The organism is uncultured Thiothrix sp., from assembly GCF_937876535.1.
In the GTDB taxonomy this organism is placed as follows: domain Bacteria; phylum Pseudomonadota; class Gammaproteobacteria; order Thiotrichales; family Thiotrichaceae; genus Thiolinea.
In genome coordinates this window covers 74,576-90,180 of the sequence record NZ_CALFHZ010000006.1, presented here as the reverse complement: position 1 = coordinate 90,180, position 15,605 = coordinate 74,576, and the positions used below count along the sequence as shown (strand labels likewise).

Genomic DNA, 15,605 nt, shown 5'->3' with positions numbered 1-15,605 from the left:
GATATTTAATGCGGCTATAACCTATACTTCCATTACCTAAAATAATTATTGACGCCCGAAATTAGATAATGACATCCAGAAAATTTCTTTTCTTACAGGGTGTCGCTACTCCTTTTTTTCGCAAACTAGGGGAAGCGATTCAAGAAAATGGATACGAAGTATTTCGGGTCAATTTTTGTGGGGGTGACAGCTGGTTTAGTCAAACTAAGAACAACTGGCGCTTCACTGCTGCTTTAGATCAACTACCCGTTTGGTTAGAAAAAAAATATCAAGACTATCGCTTTACTGATGTTGTTCTCTTCGGTGACACTCGCCCTGTCCACTTACATGCTTTGCCCTTGCTTCGACGTTTGGGGTTAAAAATTCATGTGTATGAGGAAGGCTACTTCCGCCCTGATTGGATTACTTTAGAGCAAAATGGCGTTAACGGGCATTCACAATTGCTCAATAAAAATCCAGAGTTTTGGCTAAGTGAAGCGCATGAAACTTTGAAGCCAACAAGTAAAATTGGTAAAAATTTTCTACCGCGTGCTTGGCATGATATCTGTTATCGTCTAACTACTGCAGCTTTAAGCCCCGCTTACCCTCATTACCAAACGCATCGTCCCTTCAAGGCCTATCGCGAATACTTAGGTTGGGCACAACGTATACCCAGTAATAAACTTTGGCGTGAGCGTTGGGAACACAGAAAAATTCAACAGCTGATCAAGTCGAATCAGGCCTATTATTTGTTGCCCTTGCAATTAGACTCTGATGCACAAATTCGTGTGCACTCCTCTTTTACAAGCGTGCAGCAAGTCATCGTGACGGTGATGGCATCCTTTGCTAAAAACGCGCCCACTGAAAGCATTCTAGTCATTAAAAATCACCCATTAGACACTGGACTCCTCAAGCACTGTAAAAAAGTTGAACAAGTTGCTCAGACCTTAGGAATTAGCCACCGTGTTTTGTTCTTAGAAACAGGGCATTTACCGACTTTGCTTCAGCATACTAAAGGCACGGTTCTAGTGAATAGCACTACAGGTACTTCGGCCTTACATCACGGCTCACCTACGATTGCTTTGGGTACAGCGCTATTTGATATTCCCGGTTTAACCTTCCAAAATGGTTTGGATCGCTTCTGGACTGAGGGTCAAGCGGCTGATCCTCAACTCTTTAGTCAATTCCGCCAACGAGTTATTCAAGAAACACAAATTAACGGGGACTTTTATTCCCGCAAAGGCATTAAGCTCGCCATAGCTGGCAGCTTAGCGGCCATGCAAATTACACCTCAAGTTAATAAATCTATTCCTAGCCTTACTCCTATACCCAATTTATCGCCTGCACCTGCCAAAATTATCTACGGTGGCAAACTACCTGAAGCTAGTTATTTATATAAAGAGCGTTAAGCGTATATGGTTCGTACGATTCTGATTACAGGTGCGAGTAATGGTTTAGGCGCTGCCCTTGCCCAATATTATGCAGCACCTGATGTGCATTTGGCTTTAATTGGCAGAGACTCAGGCCGTTTAGAGCAGATTAGTGCAACCTGTAAAAATTTAGGCGCTCAAGTTACCACAGCATCTATCAACGTCACTGACCAAGTAGCCCTTAAACACTGGTTAGACGAGTTTGATCAGCAATATCCAATTGATTTAGCCATTGCCAATGCCGGCGTGACAAATATGCTGAGTAAACAAGGTTCTGGTGAAGACCTAGCCGCGATTACGCAGGTTTTAGATACCAATTTATATGGGGTCATTTACACTTTACACCCCTTGATTGAACGTATGCGTAACCGTAAAAAGGGCCAGCTTGCAATGATTAGTTCTTTAGCAGCTTGGCGCGGGATGCCAATTACGCCATCTTACTGTGCGAGTAAAGCAGCCATTAAAGCTTGGGGGGAAGCGCTGCGTGGTTGGTTAGCTCCGGAAGGTGTCAAAGTCAATGTCATCTGTCCAGGCTTCGTGAAAACTGATCTAAGTGATCAATTCCCAGGCACGCGCCCCACTATGATTTCTGCAGAACAAGCCGCACCGATTATTGCCAAAGGTTTAGCACGCAACCAAGCCGTCATTGCCTTCCCCTTTCCTCTGACTTGGGGGATGTGGTTTGTCTCAGTGCTACCATTCCCACTAGCTTCTTATTTTTTAGGCTTATTTGGGTATAATCGCCCAGGTTCACCTCGAAAAGCTCACTAATTCCTATGCTAAGTCTTTTGCTAGCCTATGTGCTAACTTGGGTGTTAGTACAACAAGCTCAAATCTATTTCATTGCAAAAGAATTACGCCCTAAAAATAGACCACTGAATATTTTGCTTCTGCAAACTAGTTTAGTCACCTTAATCTTTACTAGCGCTTTACTGGTGACCTATCGACCCTTTTTAGCTTGCATCATTACTCTAGCTTTTTTTGCAATTTTTTTAGTAGTCAATCAAGCCAAATTCAAAGCTTTAAATGAGCCTTTAGTATTTTCAGATATTTATCTGTATTTGCAAGTATTTACTCATCCTAGGTTATTTCTTCCTTTTTTAAACCTCCCTATTACTCTGACAGCAATCACTATCGGCTTAATCTTCTTATACCTAGATATAATTTTCGAACCTACTTTAACAGTATCTAACTTAATAACTAGCTGCATAATGTTTGGAATCATTTTAATTTTAACGTGCTTAATCATAAAGATAGCTAAAAACTTAAATTTGAATTTTCACCCCGCTAAAGATATGAAGGCATTTGGTTTTTTTAATAGCTTAGTTATTTACTTCATCCAAGCCTCACAGAAAATTAATTTGGATCATTTTAAAAATTTTCTAGAGAAACAATCACCGTACAAACAACCACCTCAATCACCTGCTGAATGGCCTAATCTTGTTGTTATTCAAAGTGAATCCTTTTTTGATCCTCGCCAGTTGAGCCAAAGTATTAGGCCAGAGGTGCTTAGTTTTTTCGATCAGCTCAGATCGACTTCAACACAAAATGGCAAATTGCAAGTACCTGCTTGGGGAGCGAACACCTTACGTTCTGAATATGCTTTTTTGAGTGGCATTCATAATCAGAACCTTAGCTACTACCAATTTAACCCTTATCAATTCCTACAAAACTCACCGTCTCCAAGTCTAGCAAGCTATCTCAAAAGCTTAGGGTATCGTTGCATTTGTATTCATCCTAATCATGCCGCATTTTTTAAACGGGACAAAGTTTTTCCTTTCATGGGTTTTGATGAATTTATTGACATCACTGGGTTTGATAGCAACCAAACAGCAGGACCTTATATTAGTGATCAAGCTGTTGCTGAAAAAATCCAAAACCTACTTAAACAGCAAGCTGACAAACAACCTTTATTTATTTTTGCTATTACTATGGAAAATCATGGGCCTTTACATCTAGAAAAATATACGACAACTGATGTGAAAGATTTGTATTGCAGTGAGCCACCCAAGCAATCTCATGATTTAACAGTTTATTTGAAGCACCTTAAAAATGCAGATCGTATGCTGTTGAGTTTAACTAACACGCTTAAAGCTAGGGCGGAAACTACTTGGTTATGTTGGTATGGGGATCATATTCCGAGTATGCCAACAGTTTATCAAGAACTTAATTGGCAAGATGGTCGCAGTGATTATTTAATTTGGAATAATAAAATTACTCCTACCCCCCCCATTAAAAAAGAGCTATCGATTGAGCAATTAGGGCTTGATTTATTAGCTAGCGCTGGTTTGGCTGTAACGAATAAAAGCTAAGTATTCGCGCCAACGAAAATAGCGACGCTGCTGGCGAAACTGCTTCGTGTCTAAAGGGTTGGGCCAAGAATCATAGCGTCCCTGCGAGGTTTGTGGTACTCCTATTGTATCAGCGGTTAAAATAGTAATTTGCCTCACCGCAGCTAAAGCACCGAGTTTAAATAACTTTAAATTTAGGCTAAACAGCGTATCGGTTGGGCGAATACTTAACTTACTCTGCTCTAAAATAGCGCCCTGATCAAATTGCTCATTTTGTAGATGTACCGTCGCCCCTGTTTCACGCGCTTGCCTAAGCAACGCATAAAAAGCCGGATCTACGCCTTTAAACGCCGGTAGTAAGGAAGGGTGAATATTTACACATGCTAGATTCGGTAGTGCTAGTACTTCTGGCTTAAGCAGTTGATTAAAATGTGCTGATAACAAAACATCAGGCTGCAGATTATTTAGGAAATCAAGACTCTCGGCTGAGTTAATGTCGTCAGTTTCTAAACGAGCAATCTTCTTTGCCACCAACTGCTGTTTGAAGCTTGGTTTACGGAACAGCCAACGCAATCCCGTATATAAGCCAGTGATTACAAACAAATAAGTCGCATATCGAATACCAGAGAGTTGTATCTGTCGAATACTGGCGCGCAGCCTTGGATCAGACTTATTTAACACTCGGGTAGAACTGAATACCCCCACTAGCTCAATAGCGGGCGACTTTAAGAGTTCGTGTAACACGACTTCCGAGTAAACACTCGGATAAGTACACAAAACCACTCGGCGGCGTAGACTCACTATTTTTTAGCCATCACTTCAGCCAAGGTTTCAACGGTGTATTGAATTTGCTCTGCAGTATGACTGGTACTAATAAAGAAACGCAGACGAGCCATCCCTTCTTCAACTGCTGGGTAGAAAATCGGTTGCACATTAATGCCACGATCAAACATTCGGTTTGCGACTAAGCCAGCCCGTGCGGAACTACCTAAAATCGCTGGTACCACTGCTAGACCTGCACTATAGCCGGTATCAATTTGATGTTTTTTACACAAATCTAAGAATAAGCGCCCATTCGCTTGCAATTGATGTACCCGTTCTGGCTCGGCCAACATCACCTTAAGGGATGCAGCTGAAGCGGCAGCTAAGGGTGGCGACATGCCAACGCTATATAAGAAACCGGGCGCAGAAATTCGTAAATGATGAACTAAGGCTTTTTCACCGGCAATATAACCACCACAGCCAGATAGGGTTTTACTGAGTGTCCCCATCCAGATGTCAACCTCTTTGCCTGCTACACCAAAATGCTCGCGAATACCGCGCCCTGTTGTTCCCATAATACCTAAGGAATGAGCTTCATCGACCATTAAAAAGGCTTTATGACGACGTTTAATCTCAATAAAGCGCGGCAAATCAGGGAAGTCGCCATCCATACTGTAGATGCCTTCCACCACAATCAGGACGCGCTCAAAATCTTTACGCTGCTGACTAAGAATATCATCAACCGCTTGCCAGTCATTGTGTGGAAACGGAATACGTTTAGCACCAGACAACTGTGCCCCTTGCACAGCACTATTATGAATCAGTGAGTCATGCAGAATCAGATCACGTGGCCCAAACAGATAACCAATAGTCGTCACATTGGTGGCGTGGCCGCTGACGAAAACCACGCAATCATCGACTTCATATAAATTGGCTAAACCTTGCTCTAGCTCTTGCTGTACAGCACGCTCGCCAGACACCATCCGACTAGCAGATGCGGATGTTCCATAACGCTGAATAGCATCCATTGCTGCTTGATTGACGACGGGATGTCCACAGAGATCCAAGTAATTATAACTGGCAAAGTTGATATACTCTTTGCCTTCAATAAAGGTGGTTGACCGTGCTACTTGATCATGGGTTTTAAAGAACGGACTATCAATACCCAGTTGTTTGCCACCTTGCTCAATCACACGAATTTGCTGGTAGCCGGGCATTTGATCGAAGCGATAGAAAGCCTCAGGAATTTCATCGCGGCGGAATAATTTCTTTTTGTTCGGGTAGCCTTCTTGAGCAATCTTATCGAGTTTCTTTCGATGACGCTCTAGCATTTCATTGGCTAGCCGTTCTTTAATCTGATCGCTCAGACCAAATAAATTCCGACCTGTCATGGCTTAATTCCTCGCCTCTTCTGCCGATAACTTGGCAGCTAATTGTGCTAGCTCAGCATCTGTCATGTCCGAGCCATGTTTTTTTACAACCGCTGCAATCGATTGTTGTTTTAGCTCTTGCTCGGTCGGTGCAGCTACCGACTCCTGAGGATGTAAGTGAGCAACGATTTTTTCAGCAATCCGGCTCACCGTGGCACCCTCAGTGAGAGCCATTACGGGTAAGCGTACTTTAAAACGCTCCTCAATCGCGAGTACTAATTCCATCCCCATTAAGGAATCCATGCCTAACTCAAAAACCGACTTATCTGCTGACAACTTATCAGCCGGTAGACGTAGAATATGCCCAACCTCTGCAAGCAACATATCCGTGACTACTTGATGAGTCGCCTCAGGGCTTAAGCCTGCAACCAACTCATGAATATCTTTGGCTTGCTCGCCTTCCTCATTAGTCGCCACCAAGCGTTGTAACTCACTAAACTTCGCTGCCCGTGCATTCGGCATCACTCGTTGTAAAGTGCTCCAATCCCAATTCACAACAGCAACACCGGTCTGTTGGCTTTGTAGTAGTTGCTCTAAAACATTTAAGGCTTGAGCAGTAGTAATTGCAGCGCCCCCTAAACGACTTTGCAAAGCATCTTTCACGGTCTCATTACGGGTTAAATAACCGGCATCGGCAATCGGCCCCCAAGCAGCGAAGCTAGCTGCTAAACTCTGCGCTCGGCGATATTCAGCTAAAGATTCCAAGAAGAGATTGGCCGCTACATAATTGGCTTGCCCAGGATTACCTAAGTAAGTGGTGATCGAGGAATACATAACAAAGAAATCCAGCGGCAAGTCTTCAGTGAGCTCATGTAAATTCCATGCACCCAACATCTTTGGTGCAATGACTTTACGGAAACTATCCGCACTCATATTACGCACGATCACATCATCTAAAACCATAGCAGCGTGAATAATTCCACGTAGCGGTGGCAATTTATCCTGAATCTCAGCGAAAACAGCTGCTAAAGCGGCCTTATCTGTTACATCACAGGCATAAGCTACCCACTGAATCCCCATAGCTGTTAACTGATCAAGCGTCTCTTGATCTTCTACCGAGGTTTGACCACTGCGGCTTAGGAGAATCAGCGTTTTTGCACCCTTGTCAGCTAACCAGGCTGCCGTTTTGAGGCCAAAGCCACTTAAACCACCGGTAATTAGATAACTAGCCCCTGCTACTAACTGCAAACTTGTCTCTGATTGGGCTGGAAAACTTGGCTGCAGTTGTTCACCTTCGAAGGAGACAATCACTTTGCCAATTTGCCGTGACTGCTGCATATAGCGGAAGGCTTCTTGAATACGCTGTGCAGCGAAGACGCGATGTGGCAAAGGCCGTAGTACACCTGTTTGGAACAAACCCATCATCTCTTGGAATAAACGCCCAGCGAGCTGCGGGCGCTCTATGAGTAACTGATCCGCATCAATCCCAAAATAAGCAATATTATTACGGAAAGGCCGCAAGCCAATCTTGCTATTCTCATAAAAATCACGCTTCCCTAACTCAAGGAAGCGGCCAAAAGGACGCAAGATACTCAAGTTGCGATTGATAGCCTCGCCTGAAATGGAGTTCAGCACTACATCCACGCCTTGCCCTTGACTCAAACGCATGACATCTTCAGCAAACTTAAGACTCCGCGAATCTAAGACATGATCCGCACCCATCAAGCGTACAAAATCACGCTTCTCATCCGTCCCCGCGGTCGCAAATACCTCAGCACCTTTATAACGTGCATATTGAATCGCAGCTAAGCCCACGCCACCTGAAGCACCATGAATCAGAATACGTTCACCCGGCTCTAATTGAGCTAAATGCTGTAACGCGTAATAAACAGTGAAGAAAGTGGTAGGAACTGTCGCAGCCTCTTCATCCGTCCAGTTCAGAGGCTTATGCGCCACCGCTGTGGTACGGGTAATGACACGGGTACTAAAACAAGCGGGCGCAAACCCAATCACTGCATCGCCCACTTTGAAATTCGTAACCCTAGACCCCACTCGCTGTACAACCCCAGCCAGCTCCATTCCCAAAGATGCCCCAGCAAAGCCATTCTCTACAGCCTCATCCGAAAGTAAGCCCATCGCATACATAACATCGCGGAAATTTAAACCAGTCGCCTTAGGTAGAATCTCAATTTCATCTGCCTGCAAAGCCTGTTCCGGTAGAGCACGCCAATACAAATGCTTTAATAAGCCTGGGGAAGTAAAATCTAAGGCCAGTGCTGGGGCTGTTTGCTTACCAGCTAATAAATTAGTTTGCTGCAACCGTAAAGCTTGTCGCTGGGTGGTTGAAACTAGCACTTCATCTTCGGCATCAGGGAAAAGATATTCTTGAATGAGTAATTTAGCGGCTTCAAGTGGGCTTGGACTCTTTTGTAGATCAATCAGCTTTACCCTGAGGTCAGGATGTTCATTCATTAACACCCGTCCTAACCCCCAAAGCGGTGCTTGTGCAGGCTGCGTAGCCTCCATTGCACCCGCTGTCACTAACCATAACTGCGTAGAACTTGCTGCTTTATCTAAAGTTTGGACTAAACCCAAACTACTAATACAACGTTGCTCTTGTAAGGCCAGTAAATCTACTGGTTCATTGAAGCATAAACCCTGTAAATGAATAATGTGGTCGAAATGATTTGTTAGACTAAACTCAGTCTGAACCGTCACCTGCTGAGCATAACTCAACAGGGTATCTTGCAATGCACTGGCTAAATCTGCTGAATAACCTAACTCATCCGCTAAAATTAACCATGCTTGGCTAGCAATATGCGGCTTGTGTGCAGCTAGCTCCGCATTGAGTTGAGCAGCGACAATAAAAGCACCGGCTTCATCATCCTGATCACTAGGCTCGAAACTAATTCGAGTCTGATCAAAACGATGCTTCGCTAATAACGCTTGCCACTCTTGAGCGGTATGCAAACGCGCAACAAAATGCTGACCCGCTGCGTCTGCAATAGGTAGCCACCAGTTTGGCTCTAAACCTTGCGTGAGATCGAGGAAACGACTGGATTGGGCTTGAGCAAATAAGACTAAGGCATTAGGCTTAGCTAACTGTGATAAGCGTGGCAAAAACTGATCAAGATCGCCCCAATTCTCCAAAGCTTGAGCACATACCACGACATCAAACTTGCCACTTTGAACTAAGTTCGCTGCTTGCTCACTAGTAAACTCAGGGCTTAGGACGCTCGCAGTAAAGTTAGTAAGACCTCGAAATTCCTCACTAGCCTGAGCTACTTTACTCGCATCAGCGTCAGTAAATACATAATCGACTTGCTCTTTTGGCAAGATTGGCAAAGCTAACTGCGTTAAAGCCGCATGATCCCCCGATAGCTCTAATACCCTTAAACGCTGTACGGCTGGCCAGTCACTGGCTAATTGCTTCAACATCGCTGTTAAGGCTAAATTACTAGCACGGAAACTAGGCGAACTATCTAGCCAATGCTCATAGCTACTGCTCTTAGCAGGCTGCAATAAACTTGCTGGCTCGACTTTACCTTGCAAAACGTCCAATAAATGCTCACCACAACGCCCTAATAGAACCAACTCGGGCACATGTGCAGGTGCATCACCTAAAATGGCTAACCAAATATCCTGTGCAGCAGGAAGATCAGCTTCCTCAGCTAACTGCCAACCCGCAGCGGTTGGCTCAGCTAAACCATCCTCTTCTAATAAACTTAATAAGCGTTGGAGCAAAGGGAGTTGCTCAGCCACAATGGCATGGTCAACTTGCAGCGTTTGTAGTGAAACGGGTTCAGAATAACTGGCAAATAGTGGCTGCAAAGTTTCCCAAGCAAAGGCTGTCGCTAATACCTCAAATAATGGTGCAATCTGCGTAAAATGCTTTTGACGTTGCAGCTTAGCTTCTTGAGCCTCTAAAGTCTGTTCAGCCGCCTGAATTAACTGCTTAATATTAATAGTTGGCGTTAAATCGTTACTGGTGACTAAAGGCTTAGGAATTTTAATAAACGCATAGAGTTCAGGTTCAGCTTGCTTTGAACGCGCAAATTGGACTGCACGGAACCGGCAATTAGTCAGCTCCGCAACGACTTTGCCTTGTGCATCCCATAGGACGAAATCAGCCAGCACTGACCGAGGACTTTGCTTTTTAAGCTTAATTTGCAGTGCCTGCACACGAGCAGAAGCTTGGAATAAATTCAATTTGGCAATTTGAATCGGAATGAGCGCTGCAAACTGCCCCTGCTGAATCGCTTGGCGGAAAATATCCACCAACACTTGGAAGCCAGCATCTAATAAAGCAGGATGCAATAAATGTTTCGCAAAGGTAGCTTCAAGGCTTGCAGGCACTTGTAGTTCGGCTAAAGCTGTTTGATCCTTAACCCAAACCTGCTTAACACCTTGGAAAGCCTCCCGATAAGTTAACCCAACTGCTTCGGTTAACTGATAATGCTCTTGCGCGGTAATCGCTGTTTGAGCTGTTAAACTAGGCTCTAACGGGGCAACTTCATTGGAATCTTTTAACACCAGCCCTGTTAAACGCCCGACAACATTCACTGTCCACGGATTATCACTTAAACGATCACGGCTGGTAATCGTAAAACTCCCATCAGTAGTCTGCAACGTCAAGCGCACTAGCTTAATCATGCTGTCTTCCAGCATGATGGGCGCATGAATTTCAAAATTTTCTAGGGTATGACTCGTCTGTTGTTGCCATTGTGCAGAGGCTGCTAAAGCCATTTCTACATAAGCAGCAGCAGGAACAATTACTGCACCATCAACAATATGATCCGCTAAATAAGGTAACTTTGCGGTATCCAGCTGATTCTCCCAAGTGGCCTCCGCATCTTTTAGGCGATAACCCAATAAAGGATGAATACGCTGACGATTAACTAAATTCGGACCTTCATTGGTTAGTGGATACCAATAGCGCTCGCGTTGCCACGGATAATTAGGTAATTGAATGAAGTCCCCTCCTTGAGGAAAGGCTCTGTCTAAATCCAATTCACAACCGGCTAACCAAGCACTATAAGCTGCTTTCTTAGCCGTAAAAGCCTGTTCGGCATTGCGCTGATCACTGCCTAAGCTCAAGCCCTCCACTGATTTAGCGGACATACATTCTTTAATATAGGAACGTAAGATGGGATGTGGGCCAATTTCAAGGAAGGTTTTGACACCACTTTCAAGCAGGAGATTCATACCCGCTTCAAAAGCAACAGGCTGACGAATATTATGCCACCAATAGTCTGCAGTTAGTTCAGAACCAGCCAGCACGCGCCCGTACACGGTAGAAACAAACTGAATCCCTGTCTCAACATTGACTGGTTGCAAACCGTCTAAAGCAGTCAACAAATCCGCTTTCGTACTATCCATCCAATGACTATGGAAGGCGTAATCCAGATCGAGGATACGGAAGAAAACTTTATCCTGTTCAAACACTGCTTTGAGTGTCTCAAGATCCGCTAAGCTTGCTGATAAGGTCACGGCATTGGAGCTATTTACACCCGCAATTTCTACCTTGTCTTGCAGACTTAAAGCATTGAGCTTTGCCTGCATGGCCGTTAAGCCTAAACTTGCAGCTGCCATCCGACCTTGACCGCGTGTTTTACCTTGAGCATGACTACGTTCATAAATCACACGCACCGCTTGCTCTAAAGACAAAGCTCCCGCTGCCCAAGCGGCAGCTACTTCACCCACGCTATGGCCTATCGTCGCATAGATTTTAATCCCTGCAGCTTGGATTACACGCACTAAACCGACTTGCAAAGCAAACAGTAAAGGTTGAGCAATTTCAGTCAGATGTAATCGTGATTGTTCTGGACTCGCCTTAAACTCAGCAATCAGTGAATAGTCCACGTAAGGGGCTAACAGCTCTTCAATTTCCTCAAGCGCTGCACGGAACACTGCGTCTTGTTCAAATAATACAGTCCCCATCCCTTGCCATTGTGAGCCATTACCGGAAAACACTAAGGCTAGTGGTGTATCCTTGGCTAATAAGCGTCCTTCTACTAGATGCTCTAAATTTGTCTTGCCCTCTGTATACTCCTGCAAAGCCTGAATCGCATCAGCACGAGTAGGAGGAATAACGACTAAACCCTGAGGTAAATGCGCGCGATGCTTAGCCAAACTCCACGCAATATCCTGATAAGAAAGCGATTCATCGGCTAATAACTCTGCGTATTGTGTCGCCATTGCTTTTAGAGCAGGTTCGCCACGAGCAGATAAGAGTAAAGGCGGTAGCTGGGAAAGAGTCGGTGTACTAGCAAGGCTTGAGTCTGAGCTAGGCTTATTATAAGACTCAATCAGCACATGCGCATTAGCCCCACCAAAGCCAAAAGAGTTAATCCCAACTAACTGACGGCGCTTAGTCGCCTTTAAAGGGGTAAACTCAGTTACCACCTTGAGGTTTAAGCGCTCAAAATCAATCTTGGGATTAAAAGTTTCAACATGAAGCGAGGGCGGCAAAGCCTGTTTTTCTAGCGTCAGCACGGCTTTAAGTAAACCAGCCATGCCTGAGGCTGTTTCTAAATGACCCAAATTACTTTTTGCTGAGCCAATCCATAAGGGATTATTTGGATGACGCGCTTGCCCAAGCACTTCACCAATCGCGCGTGTTTCAATCGGGTCACCAATTGAAGTTCCGGTGCCATGCGCCTCTAAATAAACGAGATCATTAACATCCACATCAGCGGCACTATAAACTTTACGTAGTAATTTACCTTGTTGGTTATAGCTTGGAACGGTAATGCCATTAGTTTTGCCATCCGCATTAATCCCTGAATTAACAATGATGGCATGAATCGGATCGCCATCCGCCTCAGCTTGTGCCAGAGGCTTTAAGAATAAAACCGCAGCACCTTCCGCACGCACATAGCCATCACCACTAGCATCAAAAGTCCGGCAGCGCCCACGTGCGGAAAGCATAGAAGCTTGTGAGAAGCCTACAAATGCAAAAGGATGCAGCAGCATATTCACGCCGCCGGCAATCGCCATACTGGCTTCGCCGCTACGGATCGCTTGGCAAGCTTGATGGACAGCAACCAAGGATGATGAACAAGCCGTATCTACCGAGACACTAGGGCCGTGTAAATCCAAAATATAGGAGATCCGATTGGAAGCAATACTTGCTGTATTGCCAGTCATCGTATAGGCATCCATCGAAGCTGGATCATCAACACGCCGATTCAAATAATCAGTGCTTGCAATTCCCACATAGACGGCACAATCAGAGCCTGCTAGCTTGTCTGGAACTTGACCACCATTTTCTAAAGCCTCCCAAGCTAACTCCAACAACAAGCGCTGTTGAGGGTCCATTTGTTCAGCTTCGCGTGGGGATATACCAAAAAAGGCTGCGTCGAAGTGCTCTACATCCTCTAATACCCCAGCAGAAAAAGTAACGCTTTTACCTGCTTCTTTACGATTGGGATGTTGGAAGAATTCGGTGCCAAAGCGCGCGCTGCTAATTTCTGTGACAACATCTTGCCCTTGACTTAAAACCCGCCAATAGTCATCTAAAGATGCAATGCCCCCTGGTAAGCGGCAAGCTACACCTACAATCGCTATTTTTTCATGCATGCAGGCTTGAGAAGTCGTTTTTTTATTACTCACAATCGTCACAGTCTAAAAAATCAGGAGGATAGGCCAAGGGCGCATTCTACAGGGTTAATACCTGAACTTGAAAACCCCACGATAAACATGCACCACTTTCCGCGCTTGGCGATAGAACCAATTCACTTTATTTTTCTGTTGACCGCCCTGCTCTTGCAATTGGCGGTGTAAGAGTTCAATTACATACTCAGGCGTGGTGAAAGCCCCAGTTTGCCAATTGATGTAGCGCGGATACAAAATTAAGGTCGCAGCAACAAGTTGATCAATAGTTAATTTTCGAGTACGTCGGGTTAGGCTATGTCGATCAGTTGTGAGGCCCCAACCAGCATAAAAGGGTAAACCATAACAAGCCACTTGTTTGCCACGCAACAAACCCTCAAAGCCAACTAATGAGGTCATCGTATGCACTTCGTCTACTGCATCTAAGCAATCAGGAATACTTGCATCTTCAAGTACTAAGTCGCTGTATTGCTTAAGAACAGTTGCCTCCACTTTACCTTTACGATTTCCACTCACCACATCAGGATGTGGCTTATAAATGAGATAAGCATCAGGTTTTGCAGCTCTTACTGCTTTTAATAAAGCCGTATTATCCGCAATATCCACACAACCTTTACGGATCGAAACATCATCTTCAACTTGGCCTGGCACTAAGATAATACACTGACCTTGAGCTGCCTTAATTGCATCCACTACGGACTCCGCTCCAAGATTGTACTTGCTGAGTCGGTTTTGCAACAGTCTGTTGCGTAAAAGGGACGCTCGTTCCAGCAATTTAGGGGGAAAATCGCTATTTTCAAGGTAACTCTCTAAGTCACTGGGTTGATTAGGATCATAATAGATACCCTGCTGGTCGATGACTAAGGACAAGGGTGGTGTGTAGTCAGACCCCAAACCAACTGAGCGAATAAACCCATCTTCGACCCGCCAAACTGGAACCGATGTTGCTAAGGAAAGTGCTTTAACCTCTGAGGCAGCCCGCTCCCCCCATACCACTAAGCGCGAGTTTTTATCAAAACCACGCTCTAAAGCTTGCGATTTTTCCCAAACAAATTGCAGTTGATTCTGTGGTGCATATAAAAAACGCTTAATGTAGTTACGTTTCCAAAAGGTGAATCCAAACCCATATAAAGACCCCGCATTAAGCAAGGAATAGTGGTTTTGCAGAGCAATATACTCAACTACCCGCTCTAATTCGCAACGAATAGCACGCTCTGGATCCAAATAGCGGGAATACAACAAATAAGCTGCAGCAAACACTTCAACCACTGAGCGCTTGCACTTACGCCGCTGAAAAACCGGTAAATTAGGATCAGCCCGATCATCGGTAATTCCCCAACCAGCATAAAACGGCACCCCAAAACAAGTGACCGACTTACCTAGCATTAAAGCCTCAAAGCCGAGCTGTGAAGTTAACACATACACATGCTCGACCTCAGCTAGTAAGCTCAAAGGATTAATAGCCTGACTAATGCAGTGAACACGTGGATGCTGGCAATCCTTTGGGAAACAACCTTGCTTCTTTCCTGCCAGTACATCAGGATGAGATTTTAATAAAATTTGTGCCTCAGGATGTTCAGCCAAGGCCGTAGCTAACATCTGCTCAGCGCTAGTTGCCTGAACCAAGCCATACTTAAGTGACATATCACCAGCCGTTTGATCAACCACCAGCACTTTTTTACCTACTGGTAAGTTCAGTGAGGCAAGCTCTAAAGATGCATTATTGTATTTAGAGATACGCTGACTAGTAATAGCTTGAATTAAGTGCTCCGCTCTTGCCAATAGATCGCTATTCAGTAGCTGTTGACTGGGATCATGCTCTAACAAATCCTCTAACTCAGAGGCTTGTGTCGCATCGTAGTAAATCCCTTTCTTATCAATCACCAAAGAATATGAACTAGCTCCAAGGACTCCCTGCCCCATCGAATGGATAAAACCGTCCTCTAAGCGCCAAAGGGGTAAATTTAAACTTTGTGCTAACTCTTCGGCCTTAGTAGCACTCGGTTTGCGCCCCCACGCAATAACTGCCTGAGCCTGCTTTTGCTGCTTATTATTAATTTTCGAGCTATAGACCACTGGCACACCCAAAAAGGCGGGCAAGCCAGAACGTAAATAGATACTTTTCGAACAGACCAGAACTGGCTGTGACATCCTAGCTA

The 15,605-nt window shown here is 44.7% G+C and carries 7 protein-coding genes; 3 read left to right on the top strand and 4 right to left on the bottom strand.

Translation table 11 applies throughout. The features are described from left to right. The first annotated feature begins 68 nt into the window (after window positions 1-68). The 3 genes from Q0230_RS02750 to Q0230_RS02740 are packed head-to-tail and all read left to right on the top strand — an operon-like array spanning window position 69 to window position 3,721. Entirely contained in the window at window positions 69-1,388 is a 1,320-nt protein-coding gene (locus Q0230_RS02750) for a capsular biosynthesis protein (RefSeq protein WP_298607921.1), read from the top strand. A gap of 6 nt (window positions 1,389-1,394) precedes the next feature. Then, complete coding sequence (locus tag Q0230_RS02745; protein ID WP_298607919.1) at window positions 1,395-2,180, top strand: SDR family oxidoreductase; 786 nt, start codon at window positions 1,395-1,397, stop codon at window positions 2,178-2,180. A 41-nt stretch (window positions 2,181-2,221) separates the two neighbouring features. Then, window positions 2,222-3,721 (top strand): LTA synthase family protein, encoded by a 1,500-nt coding sequence (locus tag Q0230_RS02740; RefSeq protein ID WP_298607917.1) that lies wholly within the window; start codon window positions 2,222-2,224, stop codon window positions 3,719-3,721. On the opposite strand, the gene Q0230_RS02735 is transcribed toward Q0230_RS02740, so the two are convergent. The 4 genes from Q0230_RS02735 to Q0230_RS02720 are packed head-to-tail and all read right to left on the bottom strand — an operon-like array spanning window position 3,683 to window position 15,597. Continuing rightward, a complete protein-coding gene (locus Q0230_RS02735; RefSeq protein ID WP_298607916.1) occupies window positions 3,683-4,501 on the bottom strand; it encodes a formyltransferase family protein in 819 nt (272 codons plus the stop codon). The genes Q0230_RS02740 and Q0230_RS02735 overlap by 39 nt on opposite strands. Next, window positions 4,501-5,853 (bottom strand): aminotransferase class I/II-fold pyridoxal phosphate-dependent enzyme, encoded by a 1,353-nt coding sequence (locus Q0230_RS02730; protein ID WP_298607914.1) that lies wholly within the window; start codon window positions 5,851-5,853, stop codon window positions 4,501-4,503. Before Q0230_RS02730 ends, Q0230_RS02735 begins: the two co-directional genes overlap by 1 nt. A 3-nt stretch (window positions 5,854-5,856) precedes the next feature. Further along, window positions 5,857-13,446 (bottom strand): type I polyketide synthase, encoded by a 7,590-nt coding sequence (locus tag Q0230_RS02725; protein WP_298607912.1) that lies wholly within the window; start codon window positions 13,444-13,446, stop codon window positions 5,857-5,859. A gap of 54 nt (window positions 13,447-13,500) precedes the next feature. Continuing rightward, window positions 13,501-15,597: a hypothetical protein gene (locus Q0230_RS02720; RefSeq protein WP_298607910.1), complete on the bottom strand. Its 2,097-nt coding sequence runs from the start codon at window positions 15,595-15,597 to the stop codon at window positions 13,501-13,503. Window positions 15,598-15,605: the final 8 nt, after the last annotated feature.

Coding starts and splice junctions, on each gene's coding strand:
- Q0230_RS02750 (WP_298607921.1), top strand. CDS start 69: ATGACATCCAGAAAATTTCTTTTCTTACAGGGTGTCGCTACTCCTTTT.
- Q0230_RS02745 (WP_298607919.1), top strand. CDS start 1,395: ATGGTTCGTACGATTCTGATTACAGGTGCGAGTAATGGTTTAGGCGCT.
- Q0230_RS02730 (WP_298607914.1), bottom strand. CDS start 5,853: ATGACAGGTCGGAATTTATTTGGTCTGAGCGATCAGATTAAAGAACGG.
- Q0230_RS02720 (WP_298607910.1), bottom strand. CDS start 15,597: ATGTCACAGCCAGTTCTGGTCTGTTCGAAAAGTATCTATTTACGTTCT.